This is a genomic window from Flavobacterium enshiense, from assembly GCF_022836875.1.
GTDB classification, from domain to species: Bacteria; Bacteroidota; Bacteroidia; order Flavobacteriales; family Flavobacteriaceae; genus Flavobacterium; species Flavobacterium enshiense_A.
This window is the reverse complement of sequence record NZ_CP090376.1, coordinates 373,987-389,831: the sequence shown is the minus strand read 5'-3', so window position 1 is coordinate 389,831 and position 15,845 is coordinate 373,987. Positions and strand designations below refer to the sequence as shown.

At 38.0% G+C, this 15,845-nt stretch carries 12 protein-coding genes and 2 tRNA genes; 10 read left to right on the top strand and 4 right to left on the bottom strand.

The genetic code is table 11. The features are described 5' to 3' along the window. Positions 1-242 precede the first annotated feature (242 nt). Positions 243-1,475: a metallophosphoesterase gene (locus tag LZF87_RS01735; RefSeq protein ID WP_244340678.1), complete on the top strand. Its 1,233-nt coding sequence runs from the start codon at positions 243-245 to the stop codon at positions 1,473-1,475. 74 nt (positions 1,476-1,549) lie between these two features. Beyond that, complete coding sequence (locus LZF87_RS01730; RefSeq protein WP_023573323.1) at positions 1,550-1,846, top strand: thioredoxin family protein; 297 nt, start codon at positions 1,550-1,552, stop codon at positions 1,844-1,846. On the opposite strand, the gene LZF87_RS01725 is transcribed toward LZF87_RS01730, so the two are convergent. Both LZF87_RS01725 and LZF87_RS01720 read right to left on the bottom strand, forming a co-directional pair. Further along, positions 1,843-2,553, bottom strand: a complete 711-nt coding sequence (locus LZF87_RS01725) for a polysaccharide deacetylase family protein (RefSeq protein WP_244340676.1) — start codon at positions 2,551-2,553, stop codon at positions 1,843-1,845. The genes LZF87_RS01730 and LZF87_RS01725 overlap by 4 nt on opposite strands. Positions 2,554-2,621: 68 nt before the next feature. Beyond that, complete coding sequence (locus LZF87_RS01720; RefSeq protein WP_244340674.1) at positions 2,622-5,834, bottom strand: glycosyltransferase family 117 protein; 3,213 nt, start codon at positions 5,832-5,834, stop codon at positions 2,622-2,624. Positions 5,835-6,000: 166 nt separating this feature from the next. On the opposite strand from LZF87_RS01720, the gene LZF87_RS01715 reads away from it, so the two are divergent. Together LZF87_RS01715 and LZF87_RS01710 are read left to right on the top strand one after the other, a co-directional pair. Next, a tRNA-Gln gene (locus tag LZF87_RS01715) sits at positions 6,001-6,071 on the top strand. Positions 6,072-6,209: 138 nt separating this feature from the next. Continuing rightward, positions 6,210-6,280, top strand: a tRNA-Gln gene (locus LZF87_RS01710). Between the two features lie 133 nt (positions 6,281-6,413). On the opposite strand, the gene LZF87_RS01705 is transcribed toward LZF87_RS01710, so the two are convergent. Then, positions 6,414-7,238 (bottom strand): universal stress protein, encoded by an 825-nt coding sequence (locus LZF87_RS01705; RefSeq protein WP_244340670.1) that lies wholly within the window; start codon positions 7,236-7,238, stop codon positions 6,414-6,416. A 167-nt stretch (positions 7,239-7,405) separates the two neighbouring features. Here LZF87_RS01705 and rimP point away from each other — a divergent pair, with 167 nt between their 5' ends. From rimP to LZF87_RS01680, 5 genes are all read left to right on the top strand, one after another. Next, positions 7,406-7,870: a ribosome assembly cofactor RimP gene (rimP, locus tag LZF87_RS01700; RefSeq protein ID WP_244343849.1), complete on the top strand. Its 465-nt coding sequence runs from the start codon at positions 7,406-7,408 to the stop codon at positions 7,868-7,870. A 13-nt stretch (positions 7,871-7,883) separates the two neighbouring features. Next, a complete protein-coding gene (nusA, locus tag LZF87_RS01695) occupies positions 7,884-9,128 on the top strand; it encodes a transcription termination factor NusA (protein WP_023573328.1) in 1,245 nt (414 codons plus the stop codon). Positions 9,129-9,179: 51 nt separating this feature from the next. Next, entirely contained in the window at positions 9,180-12,047 is a 2,868-nt protein-coding gene (gene infB, locus LZF87_RS01690; RefSeq protein WP_244340664.1) for a translation initiation factor IF-2, read from the top strand. A 75-nt stretch (positions 12,048-12,122) separates the two neighbouring features. After that, positions 12,123-13,100 (top strand): hypothetical protein, encoded by a 978-nt coding sequence (locus LZF87_RS01685; RefSeq protein ID WP_244340662.1) that lies wholly within the window; start codon positions 12,123-12,125, stop codon positions 13,098-13,100. A 243-nt stretch (positions 13,101-13,343) separates the two neighbouring features. Continuing rightward, positions 13,344-13,829: a hypothetical protein gene (locus tag LZF87_RS01680; protein ID WP_244340659.1), complete on the top strand. Its 486-nt coding sequence runs from the start codon at positions 13,344-13,346 to the stop codon at positions 13,827-13,829. Positions 13,830-13,925: 96 nt separating this feature from the next. Here LZF87_RS01680 and LZF87_RS01675 read toward each other — a convergent pair whose 3' ends face one another. Further along, complete coding sequence (locus LZF87_RS01675) at positions 13,926-14,315, bottom strand: SPOR domain-containing protein (protein ID WP_244340657.1); 390 nt, start codon at positions 14,313-14,315, stop codon at positions 13,926-13,928. A gap of 203 nt (positions 14,316-14,518) precedes the next feature. Here LZF87_RS01675 and LZF87_RS01670 point away from each other — a divergent pair, with 203 nt between their 5' ends. Further along, positions 14,519-15,820 carry a c-type cytochrome gene (locus LZF87_RS01670; protein WP_244340653.1) on the top strand — a complete coding sequence of 434 codons (1,302 nt, stop codon included), beginning with the start codon at positions 14,519-14,521 and terminating at the stop codon, positions 15,818-15,820. The last annotated feature ends 25 nt before the right edge of the window (positions 15,821-15,845 follow it).

Below are 15,845 nucleotides of genomic sequence, written 5' to 3'. Positions count from 1 at the left end.
GATTAAAGACTTCAAATATATGAAAAATCAGGACAGGATTTGAGGACATAGCCTAATTACATAGGTTTGTACTGTTGTAAAGTCAATTGTTGAAAGTGGTCTCTTTTTAGTTGGCTGTCGTTGCAAGAATGTTAGTGCTGTTCTCATGTTTTTGTTGCAGAGCCGATTGAAGTTAAAAAAAAGCTAATTAAGCATTGTAGCCGTAATCATTAGTTGTTACTTTGTTGTTTCTTAAAGTAAAAATGATGCGTTTAGTCTTTATTGGGGTTATACTACTTTTGGTGGAGCTCTATGCTTTTCAGGCGGTAAAAACAATAACCCGCGAACGGTGGATATTGATAGTTTATCAGGTCGTTAGCTTTCTCGCTTTTGCATATATTCTGTATGGGTTCAGTCAATTTGACCGGAGAGTAGGGCAGAATTCCCAATCGCTTTTTACCATTGGCTTGTTTTTACTGATGCTTGTTCCGAAGTTATTGATGGCTGTAATTCTTTTAGGGGAAGACATTTTCAGAATGTTTGCTACAATTATCAACTATTTTACGCAGGCTGACAGTATCAGTGAAGCGATACCGGGCAGAAGGAAATTTATCAGTCAGGTTGCTCTTGGTATAGCTGCTATTCCGTTTACTTCGCTTTTGTATGGAATGACAAAGGGGAAATACAACTATAAAGTAATCCGTCAAACCTTGTTTTTTCCTGACTTGCCGGAAAGTTTTGATGGTATGACTATTACACAGATTTCGGATATTCACAGCGGTAGTTTTGATAATCCGGAAAAAATTGAATACGCCATCGATTTGGTGAACCAGCAAAAATCTGACTTGATTCTTTTTACCGGTGATATCGTAAATACACATGCTGTAGAAATGCATCCGTGGATTGATACTTTCCGTAAAATCGAAACGCCAAAATTCGGGAAGTATTCCGTTTTGGGGAATCACGATTACGGGGAGTATGTTGAATGGCCTTCAAATGCAGCAAAAGATAAAAATTTTCAGGAAATAAAAGATTTGTATGGTCAGATTGATTTTAAGCTGTTGCTTAATGAAAACGTCAGAATCAAGAATGGGGAAGATGAAATTGCACTGGTAGGTGTTGAAAACTGGGGCGTGAAATTCAAGCAAGCAGGTGATCTGAATAAAGCTTCTGTGGGAGTTAAGAAAGAAGACTTTAAAATCCTGATGAGCCACGATCCTTCTCACTGGGATGCGGAAGTACAGCATCACGAAAATAATTACCAACTGACCTTATCAGGTCATACCCACGGATTGCAGTTTGGTATTGAAATTCCTGGTATACTCCGATGGAGTCCGGTGCAGTATGTGTATAAACAATGGGCCGGATTATACGAAAATATGGGTCGCTACATTTATGTAAACCGGGGGTTTGGCTTTCATGCTTATCCCGGGCGTGTCGGTATTTGGCCGGAAATAACGGTGATTCAACTAAAAAAAGGCGAAAGAGTAGCGTAATTGCGTAAAAATGTTATATTTGTATACTATTTTTTTAAGAAAAAAAGTTTTTAATTAATCTAAACTTTTAGCTTATGTCAAAATTTGGAGAACTAATCAATACGCAGGTTCCTGTTCTTATCGATTTTTATACCGATTGGAATGAGTCCTCTGTTTCCATGCATCCGGTAATCAGAGATGTTGCAGCGGCGCTAGGCGATAAGGCCAAAGTGATTAAAATTGACGTGGACAAAAACCAGGAATTGGCTGAAGCTTTGCGAATTAAAGGATTGCCAACGTTGATGATTTATAAAGAAGGTCAAATGGTTTGGAGACAATCCGGAGAATTGGATGCCAATACCATAATTGGTCTGGTTCAGGAAAACACTTAATCGATTGTAGCGAATTGAAAACCTTTCCCCTTTAAAATTTCAATTGCTTTCGGTAAAGCATACTCAACATTACGAAAGGCTTTTTTACTATCGTGAAACACGATAATAGAGCCTTGCGCTGTATTTTTAACTACGTTTTGCAGGCATGATTCCGGTGAAATGTTTTGGTCAAAGTCGGCACTTAAAACATCCCACATAATAATTTTATAGCCCTTTTTTCGCAATTGCGTAGATTGGGAAGGTTTTATTTTTCCGTATGGTGGTCGGAATAGCCCCGTTATTTTGCGTGGAATCCCATTGGAATTTCCGTTGTTGGATTTCTCTTTTTCTTCTTTTTTCTCATGTAGTTTTATATCTTGAATTTTCCGGCCGATTTCTTCTTCACATAAACGGATGTTTTCAAGGTATGTATGGTTGGTTGTTTTCCATCCTTGCAGATGATTGTAAGTATGGTTTCCTATGGCATGACCATCAGAAATTACTTTTAGAAAAAGTTCAGGGTGTTTGCGGATGTTATCACCGATGCAGAAAAAAGTGGCTTTCACTTCGTGTTTTTTTAAAACAGACAATACCCATTCTGTGGCTTCGGGAGTTGGCCCATCGTCAAAGGTGAGGTATATTTTCTTTTCCGTATTCGGGAGGTCCCAAACCTGATTGGAAAATATCTTTTTAATTAGTTTGTTTGTTTTTATCCAATAGAAATCCATAACATAAAAATAAGGCTTTCAAAGTTAAAAACCTTAAAAGCCTTATTTTATTTTAGGAAGAATTTTACTTATTCCATGTCTCTTTCAAAAAGAGGAAACAGTTTGTTGTAGCTGTTGAATTTGACTTTGTTTTGATAGTAGAACTCCATATCGCCTCTTTCCTTCATTATGTCAAGTAAGCCTCTGTAGCTTTCGATGTCGGTAACAATGTCTACATATAAATCGTTTTGATCTGTAGGTTTCAGAGTGCTGTAATACATTAGATTTTCCTGATATTTTTTCATCAGTTGAGACAATAGTGTTCTGGCCTTTGTTTTTTCGCCTAATTCATAATATCCTCCTGCAAACGGATCGATAAAACGGTAGTAATCAAAATAATCGACAGGCATTTTTGTTATGGCTAGATCAATCACTTTTTTGGCTTTGTCTTTTTTGCCTTCGTTGATTAATGCTTCCGTTAAACGAGCAAGATTGGTTCTGTAAGAAATACTGTTTTTACGTGTTTCCGGATCATGGTAGATATTCGGACTTTCGCTGTTCCCCCAATCCCAAGACATCACGTTTTTATACATTTTTTCTGTATCAAGATAACCCATTTCAAATTGGTTGGATTCTTCATTTCTCGCTGTTTTCACTGGTACTAATCGATAAACCATGCCTTCTAATTGCAGGTATTCTTTCATCCAGATATAATCTTCGTCGTCAAAACTTCCCGGAGAGAAATAAATAGGACGTTTCCAATTGTTGTTGGCTACCACGTCCAGCATCATCAATCGGTTTTTGTAAATCACACCACCTTTAATGTCTACATCGATTTTTGAAACAATAGAATCATTCAGACTTGATGGAACTACTTTGTTTCTTATAACTGTATTTTTATCTACCGGAATGCTGATTTTATCAGTAGGATAGAATTGTACTTTCTGTCCGTTTGGCATTGTTTCGATCGTTCTTTCATCTCCGGATTGGATAAATTTGAGGAATTGTTCAATCGGGAGCCTTTCTTTTGTGAGTTCTCTGTGAATGACATAATCACGGGTTCCTGCCACATATTGATCGTGTGTGAAGCGTATCGGTAATGGTTCCGATTTGTATACCTTGGCTTTCATTTGGTCGATGTACCAGTCGGTAGCGAAAAGCTGTGTATTTACGATACGAATATCGGTTCTGTAGCCTTCGATTTCCTGGGCGTACCATAGTGGGAAAGTGTCGTTGTCACCGATGGTAAACAAGATGGCATTCGGTTCGCATGAATCCAGATAGGCTTTTGCCATGGCAATTGCTGTGTAGCGGTCCGAACGGTCGTGGTCGTTCCAGTTTTCTTTCGCCATTAATACCGGCGCGGCTAATAATGAAGCGGCAATAATTACCGGGCCGGCTACTTTCGGCTGTAAATATTTTTTAATGGCTTCGTAAAGGGCGTAAACGCCAAAACCTAACCACATTGCAAATACATAGAAAGAACCAACCACGGCATAATCCCGCTCTCTTGGTTCAAAAGGACGCTCATTTAAAAATATCTTTAAAGCGAAACTGGTGAACAGGAACAGTGCCAGTAAAACATAAAAGCTCTTTAGGTCTTTTTTAGCATGGAACACCATTCCGATGATCGCTAATATGAATGGCAAGAAGAAGTAGGTGTTTCTTGCTTTGTTGTTAAGAACATCCGGAGGAAGGTTTTCCTGGGATCCAAGGTGGATTTCGTCAATGAAATTGATACCGCTTAACCAGTTTCCGTTTTGGGAGTCGTATTTTCCCTGAATATCGTTCTGGCGGCCCACAAAGTTCCATAATAAGTATCTCCAGTACATATAGCCGAACTGATATTCAAACATGAATTTCATGTTGTCGCCAAAAGAAGGCTTCTCGATGATTAAATAGTCGCCATATGACTTAAGGAATTTGTCGTAACCTTCAAGGTCTATTTTTCCGGCTGCAAAAGCGCTTCGGAATTCGGAAACGATTTGTACCAATTCGTCTTCGTGAGAATACTCTGGGTTGATGGTGAAGTCTAATGGTTTGGTGAATGTCATGTAGTTTACACGTGCGTCTTCAGTGTCGCCGTACCACATCCTTGGCAAAACGCCATTGTGTTTGTCGTCGCCATTGCTTTTTGCATTGACATAGTTGTTTACGATAACGTATGTGCCTGTTTTGTAGTCTCTTTCGTAGTTGGGTTTGTCATCTTCGTATGGTTTGTCTTCGTCTAAACCGGCATAAGTTTCAGAGAATAATGGGCCGTAGAATGTTTTTTGTTCACCGTATTGCTCACGGTTGTAATAGGCTAAAACCTCTGCGGCATCGGAAGGTTTGTTTTCGTTGATAACTACATTAGCGTTGGCGCGTATCGGAAGCATTAACCAGGTTGAGAATCCAATTAATACGAAAAGGACGCAAAGTAAAAGCGTATTGTAAAGTGGTAGTTCTTTCTTTTTGGTGTATTTCAATCCGAAATAGAAAAAGGCAATAATCAATATGAAAGCAAAAATAGTCCCGGAATTAAATGGCAAGCCAATGCTGTTAACCATGAAGATTTCCATTTTTCCGAAGAATGCCAGTGTGTAAGGTAGTAAGAACTTGAAAACGAAAAATAGAATCGCTACCATTATCACGTTGGCAATTATGAAGTTTTTAACGGTGATCTTTTCGTAATTCTTAAAGTAGTATAGTAATCCTATAGAAGGAATAGTTAGTAAGGCCATAAAGTGAACTCCGAACGAAAGGCCAATGACAAGAGAAATCAGTAATAACCATTTGTTACCGCGCGGCGTGTGCATTTCTTCTTCCCAGCGTAAACCCATCCAGATTAAAAGAGCTATGAATAAGGAAGCCATGGCGTATACTTCGGCTTCGGTAGCGCTAAACCAGAAACTGTCAGTAAAAGTGAAGGCTAAAGAGCCTACAAATGCGCTTCCTAAAACTACAATTGCATTTTCTTTACTGAATTCGGAATATGATGAAATTACTTTTTTTAAGATTAAGGTCATCGACCAGAACATAAATAAAATGGTAAATGCGCTGGAGAAAACAGAAGTCATGTTAACCATCAGTGCAATTTTGCCTGCGCTTGGAGCGAACATCGCGAAGAAGGCTCCAATCATTTGGAATAAAGGTGCGCCCGGTGGGTGTCCGACTTCCAGTTTAGCTGAAGTGGCTATGTATTCTCCACAGTCCCAGAAGCTTAATGAGGGTTCTACTGTTAAAGTGTAGGTTAGAAGTGCGATGGCAAACGTAAGCCATCCTAAAATGGTATTCCACTTTTTAAAATTGAAAGTAGTCATATAAGATATGTCGATTTTTTCAGATTGAATTCTACTACAAAGAAACTCTTTTTTTACATATGGAAACGCTCTGGAAATTTTTTTTAATATTTTTTTGAGAAAAATTTGGATAAAAAAAAATATGTGCTACATTTGCACCCGCAATCACAATGATAGCGCTGGTTATTGGCCTATGGTGTAATGGTAACACTCCGGTTTTTGGTACCGTCATTCAAGGTTCGAGTCCTTGTGGGCCAACAAAATAATCCTCTCACTCTGAGAGGATTATTTATTTTAAAATTTTTTGAATTTTTTTGGTCAACAGGTCGTTCTGATTTTGTTTTGATTAAAATTGTAGTATATTTGTACCCGCTATTGCAAGATAGTTTTGGTTATTGGCCCATGGTGTAATGGTAACACTCCGGTTTTTGGTACCGTCATTCAAGGTTCGAGTCCTTGTGGGCCAACAATAGAAACCTCTCATTTGAGAGGTTTTTTTATTCTATACCTTTATTGTGTTAAGTAGGTTAAGAAGGAGGTGAGGTAAGGCATAAAAAAAAGCCCGTTCGAAAGAGCGGGCTTTTTTATATTTGATATTAATTAGATTTTAAAAGTTACCACAGGTCTTGCGGAGTGGTTTACTAAATCTTCGCTAATGCTTCCGTTGAAGAAGTGGGCAAGTCCTCTTCTTCCGTGGGTGCTCATTCCGATTAAATCAGCGTCTATGCTGTTGGCGAAATTCAAAATGCCTTTTTCTACGTTCACATCGTTATAGATGTGGGTGGAGAAATTATCAAGTTGGAATTTAGCAGCGAATTCGTGCATATTTTTCTCGGCAATACCTGTTGATTTGAAGTTGTTTGGTGTGTTTATGCATACTAAATGTAGGTGAGCGCCAAATTTATTGGTGAATTCAACTGCTTTTGCAAAGGTTTTTGCTACTTCGTCTGAAAAATCGGAAGCGAAAACAAAATTGTTGACATTGAAATTCGGCATTTCTTGTTTAATGACCAAAACCGGGATATCTGAAGTTCTAACTACTTTTTCTGTATTGGAGCCGATGATCATTTCTTTGAAACCGTTAACGCCATGTGAGCCCATTACAATTAAATCGATATCGTTTAATTTGCTGATATCAATAATTCCGGTAAAAGTAGAGTGGATTTTAATGATTTGAGAAACTTCAATGCCATCTAAATAACTGATAGTAGCAAGTTCGTCTAATCTTTCTTCGGCTCTTCTTTTGAAATACATGATTTCAGGAATGTCATGGCCGTGGGATTGAGCGTCGCTTCCTTCATGTGGAAGATCAAGCATATGTAGTAAAAAGATCTCTCCGTTATTTTTTCTGGCAATTTGTGCAGCTACTTTAAGGGCGTATTCGGCGTGGTTTGAAAAATCGGTGGGTACTAAAATTCGTTTCATAATTATAAATGTGAGAAATTCGGGTTAAAATAGTTTTTATAAAAGTATAAAATTATTTAGAATTAACAATGATTTTCAATATTTAAAAAAAATTTGTATATTTGCACAGTTATTTATTAAGGAACTAAATAATGAGGCACGCTATGCGTGCCTCTTTTTATACAGATATGACATTTAAAGAAAAAGTAAGTGGTATTCTGGAGGAAGCTTTAGAACAAAAGCCTTCTCTTTTTCTGATCGACCTGACAATTACTGATGCATTCAAAATTATCGTAACTTTAGATGGTGATAACGGAGTGACACTTCAGGATTGTATTGATGTAAGCAGGGTTGTTGAAAACGGCTTGGACAGGGAGGAGCAGGATTTTTTGCTGGAGGTAGCTTCAGCAGGTGCCACATCGCCTTTGCGAATGCCGAGACAGTTTAAAAAGAACATCGGAAGAAAACTGAAGGTGACTACCGCAGCAGAAAAAATCGAAGCGAATATTACTGATGCAAATGATGAGTTCATTGTTTTGGAATGGACGGCCAGAGAGCCAAAACAAATTGGCAAAGGAAAAGAGACTGTTCAGAAAAGGGCAGAGATAAAATACGAAGATATTAAAGAAGCAATTGTTATAATAACATTTTAAATAGAGAGTTGGTATGGAGAATATTGCATTAATCGAGTCGTTTTCAGAGTTTAAAGACGATAAACTAATCGATAGAGTTACCTTAATGGCAATTTTAGAAGATGTGTTTAGAAATGCATTGAAAAAGAAATACGGTTCAGATGATAACTTCGATATCATTATCAATCCTGATAAAGGGGATATGGAAATTTGGAGAAATCGTGTGGTGGTTGCTGATGGAGAAGTAGAGGATGAAAATTCTGAAATCTCATTGTCGGAAGCCAGAAAGATCGAGCCGGATTTTGAAGTGGGTGAGGATGTTTCTGAAGAAGTGAAATTAATACAATTGGGTAGAAGAGCGATTTTGGCTTTGCGTCAAAACCTGATTTCTAAAATCCACGAACACGATAATACCAATCTTTATAAACAATTTAAAGATTTAATTGGCGATATTTACACGGCAGAAGTTCATCATGTTCGTCCAAAAGCTGTAATTTTGGTAGACGATGAAGGAAACGAAATTGTATTACCGAAAGAAAAACAGATTCCGTCTGATTTCTTCCGCAAAGGGGATAACGTTCGCGGAATCATTGAAAATGTTGAATTGAAAGGAAACAAGCCTCAGATCATCATGTCGAGAACATCTGAGAAATTCCTTGAAAAATTATTTGAACAGGAAATTCCTGAAGTATTCGACGGTTTGATTACGGTTAAGAAAGTAGTCAGAATTCCGGGTGAAAAAGCAAAAGTAGCTGTGGATTCTTATGATGACCGTATTGATCCGGTAGGAGCTTGTGTTGGTATGAAAGGTTCCCGTATCCACGGAATTGTTCGTGAATTAGGCAACGAAAATATCGACGTTATCAACTATACGAGCAATACACAATTATATATTACAAGAGCATTGAGCCCTGCAAAGGTTTCTTCTGTTAAAATCGATGAAGATAAAAAGTCAGCAGAGGTGTTCTTGAAATTAGAAGAGGTGTCTAAAGCAATCGGACGTGGCGGACATAATATTAAATTAGCCGGTTTATTAACAGGTTATGAATTGGATGTTATCCGTGAAGGAAACATTGCTGAAGAAGAGGATGATGTTGAATTAACAGAATTCTCCGATGAAATTGACGGATGGGTTATCGAAGAGTTTGCGAAAATTGGCTTGGATACAGCAAGAAGCGTGCTGAAACAGGATGTTGCCGATTTAGTAAGACGAACTGATCTTGAAGAAGAAACTATTTTGGATGTTATGCGAATTCTGAAGAACGAGTTCGAAGAATAATCCGCGCTAACAACAACACAACACGCATTAAGGTAATAATAAAAAGATTATATGTCTGAAGAAAGAGTAATAAGAATTAACAAGGTTTTAAGGGAATTAAATATTTCTCTAGATAGAGCTGTGGATTATTTGAAAGATAAGGGTCATACCATCGAATCAAGTCCGAACGCCAAAATTTCTAATGAGGAATACTCTATCTTGTGCGGTCAATTCTCTGCCGATAAAGGTAAAAAAGTTGCTTCTTTGGAGGTGAGTGAAGAAAAGAAAAAGGAAAAAGAAGCCCTTCGTATCGAGCGTGAAAGAGAAATTGAAGAAAAACGCAAGCAGGAAGAGGAAAGACAGCGCCAGGAAGTAATCAAAGCCAGGGCTTCTCTTACGGGACCAAAAGCAGTTGGTAAAATTGACTTGGAGCCCAAAAAACCGGAAGTTGTTGCTGAAACACCTTCTTCAGAAAAAATCGAAAAAACGGTTGAGCCAGCTGCTGAAAAAGTAGTTGAAAAACCGGTTGTTGAAGAAGTTCAAAAACCAGTTGAAAAAGTTCAAAAGCCAATTGAAAAAGTTGAAGAAGCTTCAAAAGTAGAGAAGGCGGAACCGGTTGAAAAAGTTGAGGCAAGACCTGCACCAACGACTCCAGAAGCTACTCCTGCTTCAGAGCCGGTAGAGGACGAGAAAATCGAGACACAATACCAAAAACTTTCCGGTACTACCTTTACTGGCCAGACTATCGATTTGTCTCAGTTCAACAAGCCTAAGAAAAAGAAAGAAGATTTCAAAAAAGATGCAGCCAAGGGAACTGCAGCTGGAACTCCAGCTGGTCAGGGACAAGGTGGAGCAAACAAAAATAAAAGAAAACGTATTCCGGGTAAACCGGGTGCGCCTGGAACCGGAGCGCCGGGACAGGGTGGTGGTGCTCAAGGCGGTGCTAACAGACCGGGAGGTGCTGGTAAATTCACGCCTAACAAACCGGGCTTCCAAAAAGGAAACCGTCCTGCTATTGTAGCTAAGGTTGAGCCTACCGAAGAAGAAGTTAAAAACCAAATTAAAGAAACTTTAGAAAGACTTCAAGGTAAAGGAAGTAAATCTAAAGCGGCTAAATACAGAAGAGACAAACGTGATTCTCACCGTCAGAAAACTGACGACGAGCAAAGAGCAATTGAAGAAGGAAGCAAAATCCTGAAAGTAACGGAATTCGTTACCGTAGGTGAAATTGCAACGATGATGGATGTGCCTATCACTAAAGTTATCGGAACGTGTATGTCGCTTGGGATCATGGTAACCATGAACCAGCGTCTGGATGCTGAAACTTTGTCTATTGTTGCTGATGAGTTTGGTTACGAAGTTGAATTCATTACTACTGATATTGAAGAAGCAATTGAGGTTGTTGAAGACAGACCGGAAGATTTGACACACAGAGCGCCAATCGTTACGGTGATGGGACACGTTGACCACGGTAAAACATCCTTGTTGGATTACATTCGTAAAACAAATGTAATTGCAGGTGAGTCCGGAGGTATTACTCAGCACATCGGAGCTTATGGAGTGGAGTTGGATAATGGTCAGGAAATTGCTTTCCTTGATACACCGGGTCACGAAGCGTTTACAGCGATGCGTGCTCGTGGAGCTCAGGTTACCGATATCGCGATTATCGTAATCGCTGCCGATGATGACATCATGCCACAAACGAAAGAGGCAATCAGTCACGCACAAGCAGCGGGAGTTCCATTGATTTTTGCTATCAATAAGGTAGATAAGCCACATGCTAATCCGGAAAAGATCAAAGAACGTTTAGCAGCTATGAACTTGTTGGTGGAAGACTGGGGTGGTAAATACCAATCGCACGATATTTCTGCTAAAACAGGTTTAGGGGTTAAAGAGTTATTAGAAAAAGTATTGCTTGAAGCTGAAATCTTAGATCTTAAAGCAAATGCAAATAAACCGGCTATCGGAACTGTAGTTGAGGCTCAGTTAGACAAAGGACGTGGTTATGTGTCGACAATCCTTGTTCAGGCAGGTACACTAAAAGTTGGGGATTATGTATTGGCCGGTAAAAACCACGGAAAAGTGAAAGCTATGTTCGATGAGCGTGGTAATTCTGTGAAAGAAGCAGGTCCATCTACACCAATTTCTATCTTAGGTCTTGACGGAGCACCTACGGCTGGAGATAAATTCAACGTGTTCGAAGATGAAAGAGAAGCGAAACAAATTGCGGCAAAACGTATGCAGTTGTTACGTGAGCAATCGGTTCGTACACAAAAACACATTACACTTGCCGAAATCGGTCGTCGTATCGCATTGGGTCAGTTTAAGGAATTGAACATTATCCTTAAAGGAGACGTGGATGGTTCTGTTGAAGCATTATCGGATTCCTTCTCTAAATTATCGACAGAAGAAATTCAAATTAAGATTATCCACAAAGGAGTTGGGGCAATTACAGAGTCAGACGTATTGTTAGCTTCGGCTTCGGATGCGATCATCATCGGATTCAACGTTCGTCCGCAAGGAAATGCAAAACAACTTGCTGATAAAGAAGAAATCGATATCCGTCATTATTCAATTATCTATGATGCTATTGATGACTTGAAAGATGCAATGGAAGGTATGTTGTCTCCGGAAATGAAAGAAGAGATTACCGGTACAGCAGAAGTTCGTGAGTTGTTCAAGATTTCTAAAGTGGGTACTATTGCAGGATGTATGGTTACTGACGGAAAAGTATTCCGTAATTCAAAAATCCGCTTAATCCGTGAAGGAGTGGTTATCTATACAGGCGAATTATTAACGTTGAAACGTTTCAAAGACGACGTGAAAGAAGTAGCCAAAGGTTATGATTGTGGTATGCAGGTTAAAAACTACAATGACCTTCATGAATACGACCTGATTGAGTGCTTCCAGGAAGTTGAAGTGAAAAAGAAACTTAAATAAGTTATTCTTAAAATGATATAGAAATCCCGATTCGTCGGGATTTTTTTATTGCCATAAACGAATAGAGTATAAAAAATGCTTTTATTTTTGCGTAATCAAATTCCTAAAAAAATGAATAAGCTGAAATTTTGTCTTTCTTTGATTTTTTTCTTTGTCTTAACGGCTGTTTTTTCGCAGAATTATCGTGATACTGTTATTAATGATCTTCTCAATGTTTCATTTGGCCTCAGTAGAAAAGATAAAGACCAATATCTGGCCGCAAAAGAGAAAGTGCTCAAACTAGAGGAAGATTATGGTTACGAGGTAGATTTGAAGATGAGGCTTATCGACTACAGTTATTTACATAAGGATCTTGGATTCTTCAAGGAGCAACTTGAGATTCTAGTCAAAAACCATGGTTTTACAATTGCTTATATGACCGGGGGCGAATCGTATTCCGATGCAATTATGAAAGGTGAACTATCCCAGTGGTTCAAGGAAATGTATCTCAAAAATCATTTTATCTGGCTTGATAATAACTTTGAAAAGCAAATTGATCAGCGAAAATTACATGATAACCAAATAAAAATTCAGACTATACAGTCAGTGGTTTCAAAACTCCAAGAAACTGAGGCTTTATCGGTAACGGATAAAAAAGCAGTTGATTCCAAGTGCAATGAGGTTCTTTTCAGTACCATATCTTTCTTGCATGATCTTTGTCGTAAATACGATCAATACCCAACTGGAAAAAATTTTGCGATAGTCCAGACAAGCACCATTTCAAAGTTATATATTAATTTAAGCATAAAAGAAAATATCGGGCGTACATGGTTGCTCATTGAGCCGTATATCAAAAAAAGCTATTTAAAGCATGAAACGGATTATAGAGAGTATGTTGTATTCGATGCTTTCAGTTATATTCATTTTGGTTATCAAAAATACGGATTGCTCTCAAAGGACAGTCTTCCTTCCTCCCTCCGTTTCAAAACCCATATAGAAGATATAGCCGGCGAGGTTCCTGTTCAAAACGTTTTTTTTTCGGATAGCATAAAAAGAGAATTTGGCTGGAAGTAAAAAGCATGATAAACTCCTTTTTTGGTTTGTAGTATGATTTTTTGAGTGACACTGCAATTGTTTTAATATGGTGTATATTGTACTTTCTGGTTTTTCGTGGGTAAATAATAGTTAAGATGTGTTTGAGGGAACAGATAGTTAGTGAGATATATAATTAAATGTAAAAAAATTACATAAAACTAATTAAAATTCATAATTTTACTATTAAATTCATAAGGTATTGGGAACTTAAAATGTAGCGTCATGAAATCAAAAATTGCAGTTTATGAAACTCACGAAGAAGCAATAGATGCTATCAAAGTGTTGAATGATCAAGACTTTCCCATGAGTAATGTTTCGCTCTTAGGAACAGCGGAAATTGTTGAAGACCACATCCACGTAAGATCAACGGATACGTTTAAAAAAGCGCCTGCTGTAATCGGTATGGGGGCGGGGACAGTTATTGGTTTACTTTCCGGTATTGGGATTTTTGCGATTCCAGGTTTTGGTTTTTTGTATGGTGCTGGCGCTTTGATTGGTGCCATTGCCGGATTTGACTTAGGAATTTTAACTGGAGGACTTATTTCGTTTTTGTCTTTATTAGGTTTTAAAGATGATGTCGTTGTAAAATGTGAAGAGCATTTGAAAGAAGGAAGATTTATGGTTGTTGTAAACGGTACAATTGAAGAAGTAGAAAATGCAGAACATATTTTACATACTGAAGGAACTCATTTAGAGTTTGTGGAATAGGGAAAAGATAAAAGAGATCTAAATAAAAAAAGCCGGCTAAAGCCGGCTTTTTTTATGGTATATGACTGATTTATCGGTCTGATTTTGAAAATATGTTTACTTATTCGGGCGAATAAGTAGCGCAGTAGGGTATTTTTTTAAAATTTCCTTGTAATTTTTTTCGGCCTCAATTCGGGTTTTGAAAGTGCCAACCCATACCTTGTAGCTCGGATTCGAATAAATAATGGTGCCATCCAGGTTTCTGAACTCTTTTTTGAATTGGGAGAGGTTTTTTTTAGCTTCTTCGTTGGTTCCGTAAAAAATCTGAACCTTATACCTGTCATTAACAGTGATGGACGAGTTTATTTTTCTCTTTTCGTTCAAGAGCATTTCGAACTTCGGATCCTGTACAATGTTAATTTTGGAAGGTTGTGAATAGGCTTTAAAGCCTGAAAAAGAGGATAAAATAAAAAAAGCTAAAATAGATTGGGTTCTTAAAATTCTCATAATAAGTTGATTTGGAACAAAAATACAATTAAAACATTCAATCTGAAAACTTCAATTTATTTAGAATTGGTATAAATTACAATTTATGATAAATTTAAGGTTTTGATAATAGCTCATAAGTCGTATTTTTGTGCCAGTTTTTAAATAAGGCTTGTTCTTATCTGTGAAGAACAGTGCTAAATTTAGTTGATAATCTTTTAATTATGAAAAAAGTGGGTAACCATAATTCGTTTTCAAAAAAATTAATATTCAGCCTTGCGATGGTATTGTCGCTGTCGCTGAGTTCTTTAGCCCAAGATGCGGCTGCTCCTGCGGCCGGTGCTGGTGATCCAGCGAAAGGGAAAGCAATTTTTAATACAAACTGTGCTGCGTGTCATAAACTTGATGCAAAATCTACGGGGCCTGCCTTACGTGGTGTTGCAGATAAGTATGACAAGGAGTGGATTTACAAATGGGTGCACAATAGTGCCGAAGTGATCAAATCCGGTGATGCAGATGCGGTTAAGATATTTGAAGAGTTTAATAAGACTCCAATGCCTGGTTTTCCTCAGTTATCTACAGAGGATATCGATAATATTTTAGCATATACTTCTGTTAAGGAAGAAGCTCCAGCTGCTGCGGTTACTGCTGCTGCGCCGGGCGCTGCTCAGGAGGGTGGTGTTTCCAATAATCTGATATTGGGCGTCTTGGCGGTTGTTTTGATGATGTTGGTGGCAATGTTGTTCTTTGTTAAGAATGTGCTTAATAAGATCGCTGCTGCTAATGGTGTAGAAGTTCCTGCAAAAGAAAAGTCACTTCCGCTTTGGAAAGCATTCGCTAAAAATCAGTTTTTAGTTTTGGTTTCTTCTATTGTGATGATTTTGATAGGTATGTATTTTATCTATGGATATTTGATGCAAATTGGAGTAGATCAAAATTATGAGCCTATTCAGCCAATTCATTATTCACACAAAATCCACGCGGGTGATAATAAAATTGAATGTAAATACTGTCACTCTTCTGCGAGAGTAAGTAAGACTGCCGGTATTCCTTCGTTGAATGTTTGTATGAATTGTCATAAAAATATTTCTGAATTCCAGGGTGACAAAGATTCTTCATATGTTGACTATTCGAAAGAGTTTTACACTGCTGAAATCCAGAAGTTATACGATGCTGTGGGATGGGATAAAAACACACAGAGTTATACTGGTAAAGTTAAGCCGGTAAAATGGGTTCGTGTTCACAATCTTCCGGATTTCGTTTACTTCAACCACTCTCAACACGTATCTGTTGCTGGAGTAGAGTGTCAGAAATGTCACGGTAAAGTTGAGACTTTTGAAATCATGAAACAGGATCAGCCGTTGACTATGGGATGGTGTGTTAACTGTCACAGAGAAACAGATGTAAAAGTAGAGGGTAACGAATACTACGCGAAAATTCACGAAGAACTTTCTAAAAAATACGGTGTAGACAAATTGACAGCTGCACAAATGGGAGGTTTAGAATGTGGTAAGTGTCACTATTAATAATAAATTAAGAAGCTAATATTTA

Excerpts from the sequence above, each read along its gene's own strand:
- LZF87_RS01735 (WP_244340678.1), top strand. The coding sequence starts at position 243 with ATGATGCGTTTAGTCTTTATTGGGGTTATACTACTTTTGGTGGAGCTC.
- LZF87_RS01730 (WP_023573323.1), top strand. The coding sequence starts at position 1,550 with ATGTCAAAATTTGGAGAACTAATCAATACGCAGGTTCCTGTTCTTATC.
- LZF87_RS01725 (WP_244340676.1), bottom strand. The coding sequence starts at position 2,553 with ATGGATTTCTATTGGATAAAAACAAACAAACTAATTAAAAAGATATTT.
- LZF87_RS01720 (WP_244340674.1), bottom strand. The coding sequence starts at position 5,834 with ATGACTACTTTCAATTTTAAAAAGTGGAATACCATTTTAGGATGGCTT.
- LZF87_RS01705 (WP_244340670.1), bottom strand. The coding sequence starts at position 7,238 with ATGAAACGAATTTTAGTACCCACCGATTTTTCAAACCACGCCGAATAC.
- rimP (WP_244343849.1), top strand. The coding sequence starts at position 7,406 with ATGACATTTAAAGAAAAAGTAAGTGGTATTCTGGAGGAAGCTTTAGAA.
- nusA (WP_023573328.1), top strand. The coding sequence starts at position 7,884 with ATGGAGAATATTGCATTAATCGAGTCGTTTTCAGAGTTTAAAGACGAT.
- infB (WP_244340664.1), top strand. The coding sequence starts at position 9,180 with ATGTCTGAAGAAAGAGTAATAAGAATTAACAAGGTTTTAAGGGAATTA.
- LZF87_RS01685 (WP_244340662.1), top strand. The coding sequence starts at position 12,123 with ATGCTTTTATTTTTGCGTAATCAAATTCCTAAAAAAATGAATAAGCTG.
- LZF87_RS01680 (WP_244340659.1), top strand. The coding sequence starts at position 13,344 with ATGAAATCAAAAATTGCAGTTTATGAAACTCACGAAGAAGCAATAGAT.
- LZF87_RS01675 (WP_244340657.1), bottom strand. The coding sequence starts at position 14,315 with ATGAGAATTTTAAGAACCCAATCTATTTTAGCTTTTTTTATTTTATCC.
- LZF87_RS01670 (WP_244340653.1), top strand. The coding sequence starts at position 14,519 with ATGAAAAAAGTGGGTAACCATAATTCGTTTTCAAAAAAATTAATATTC.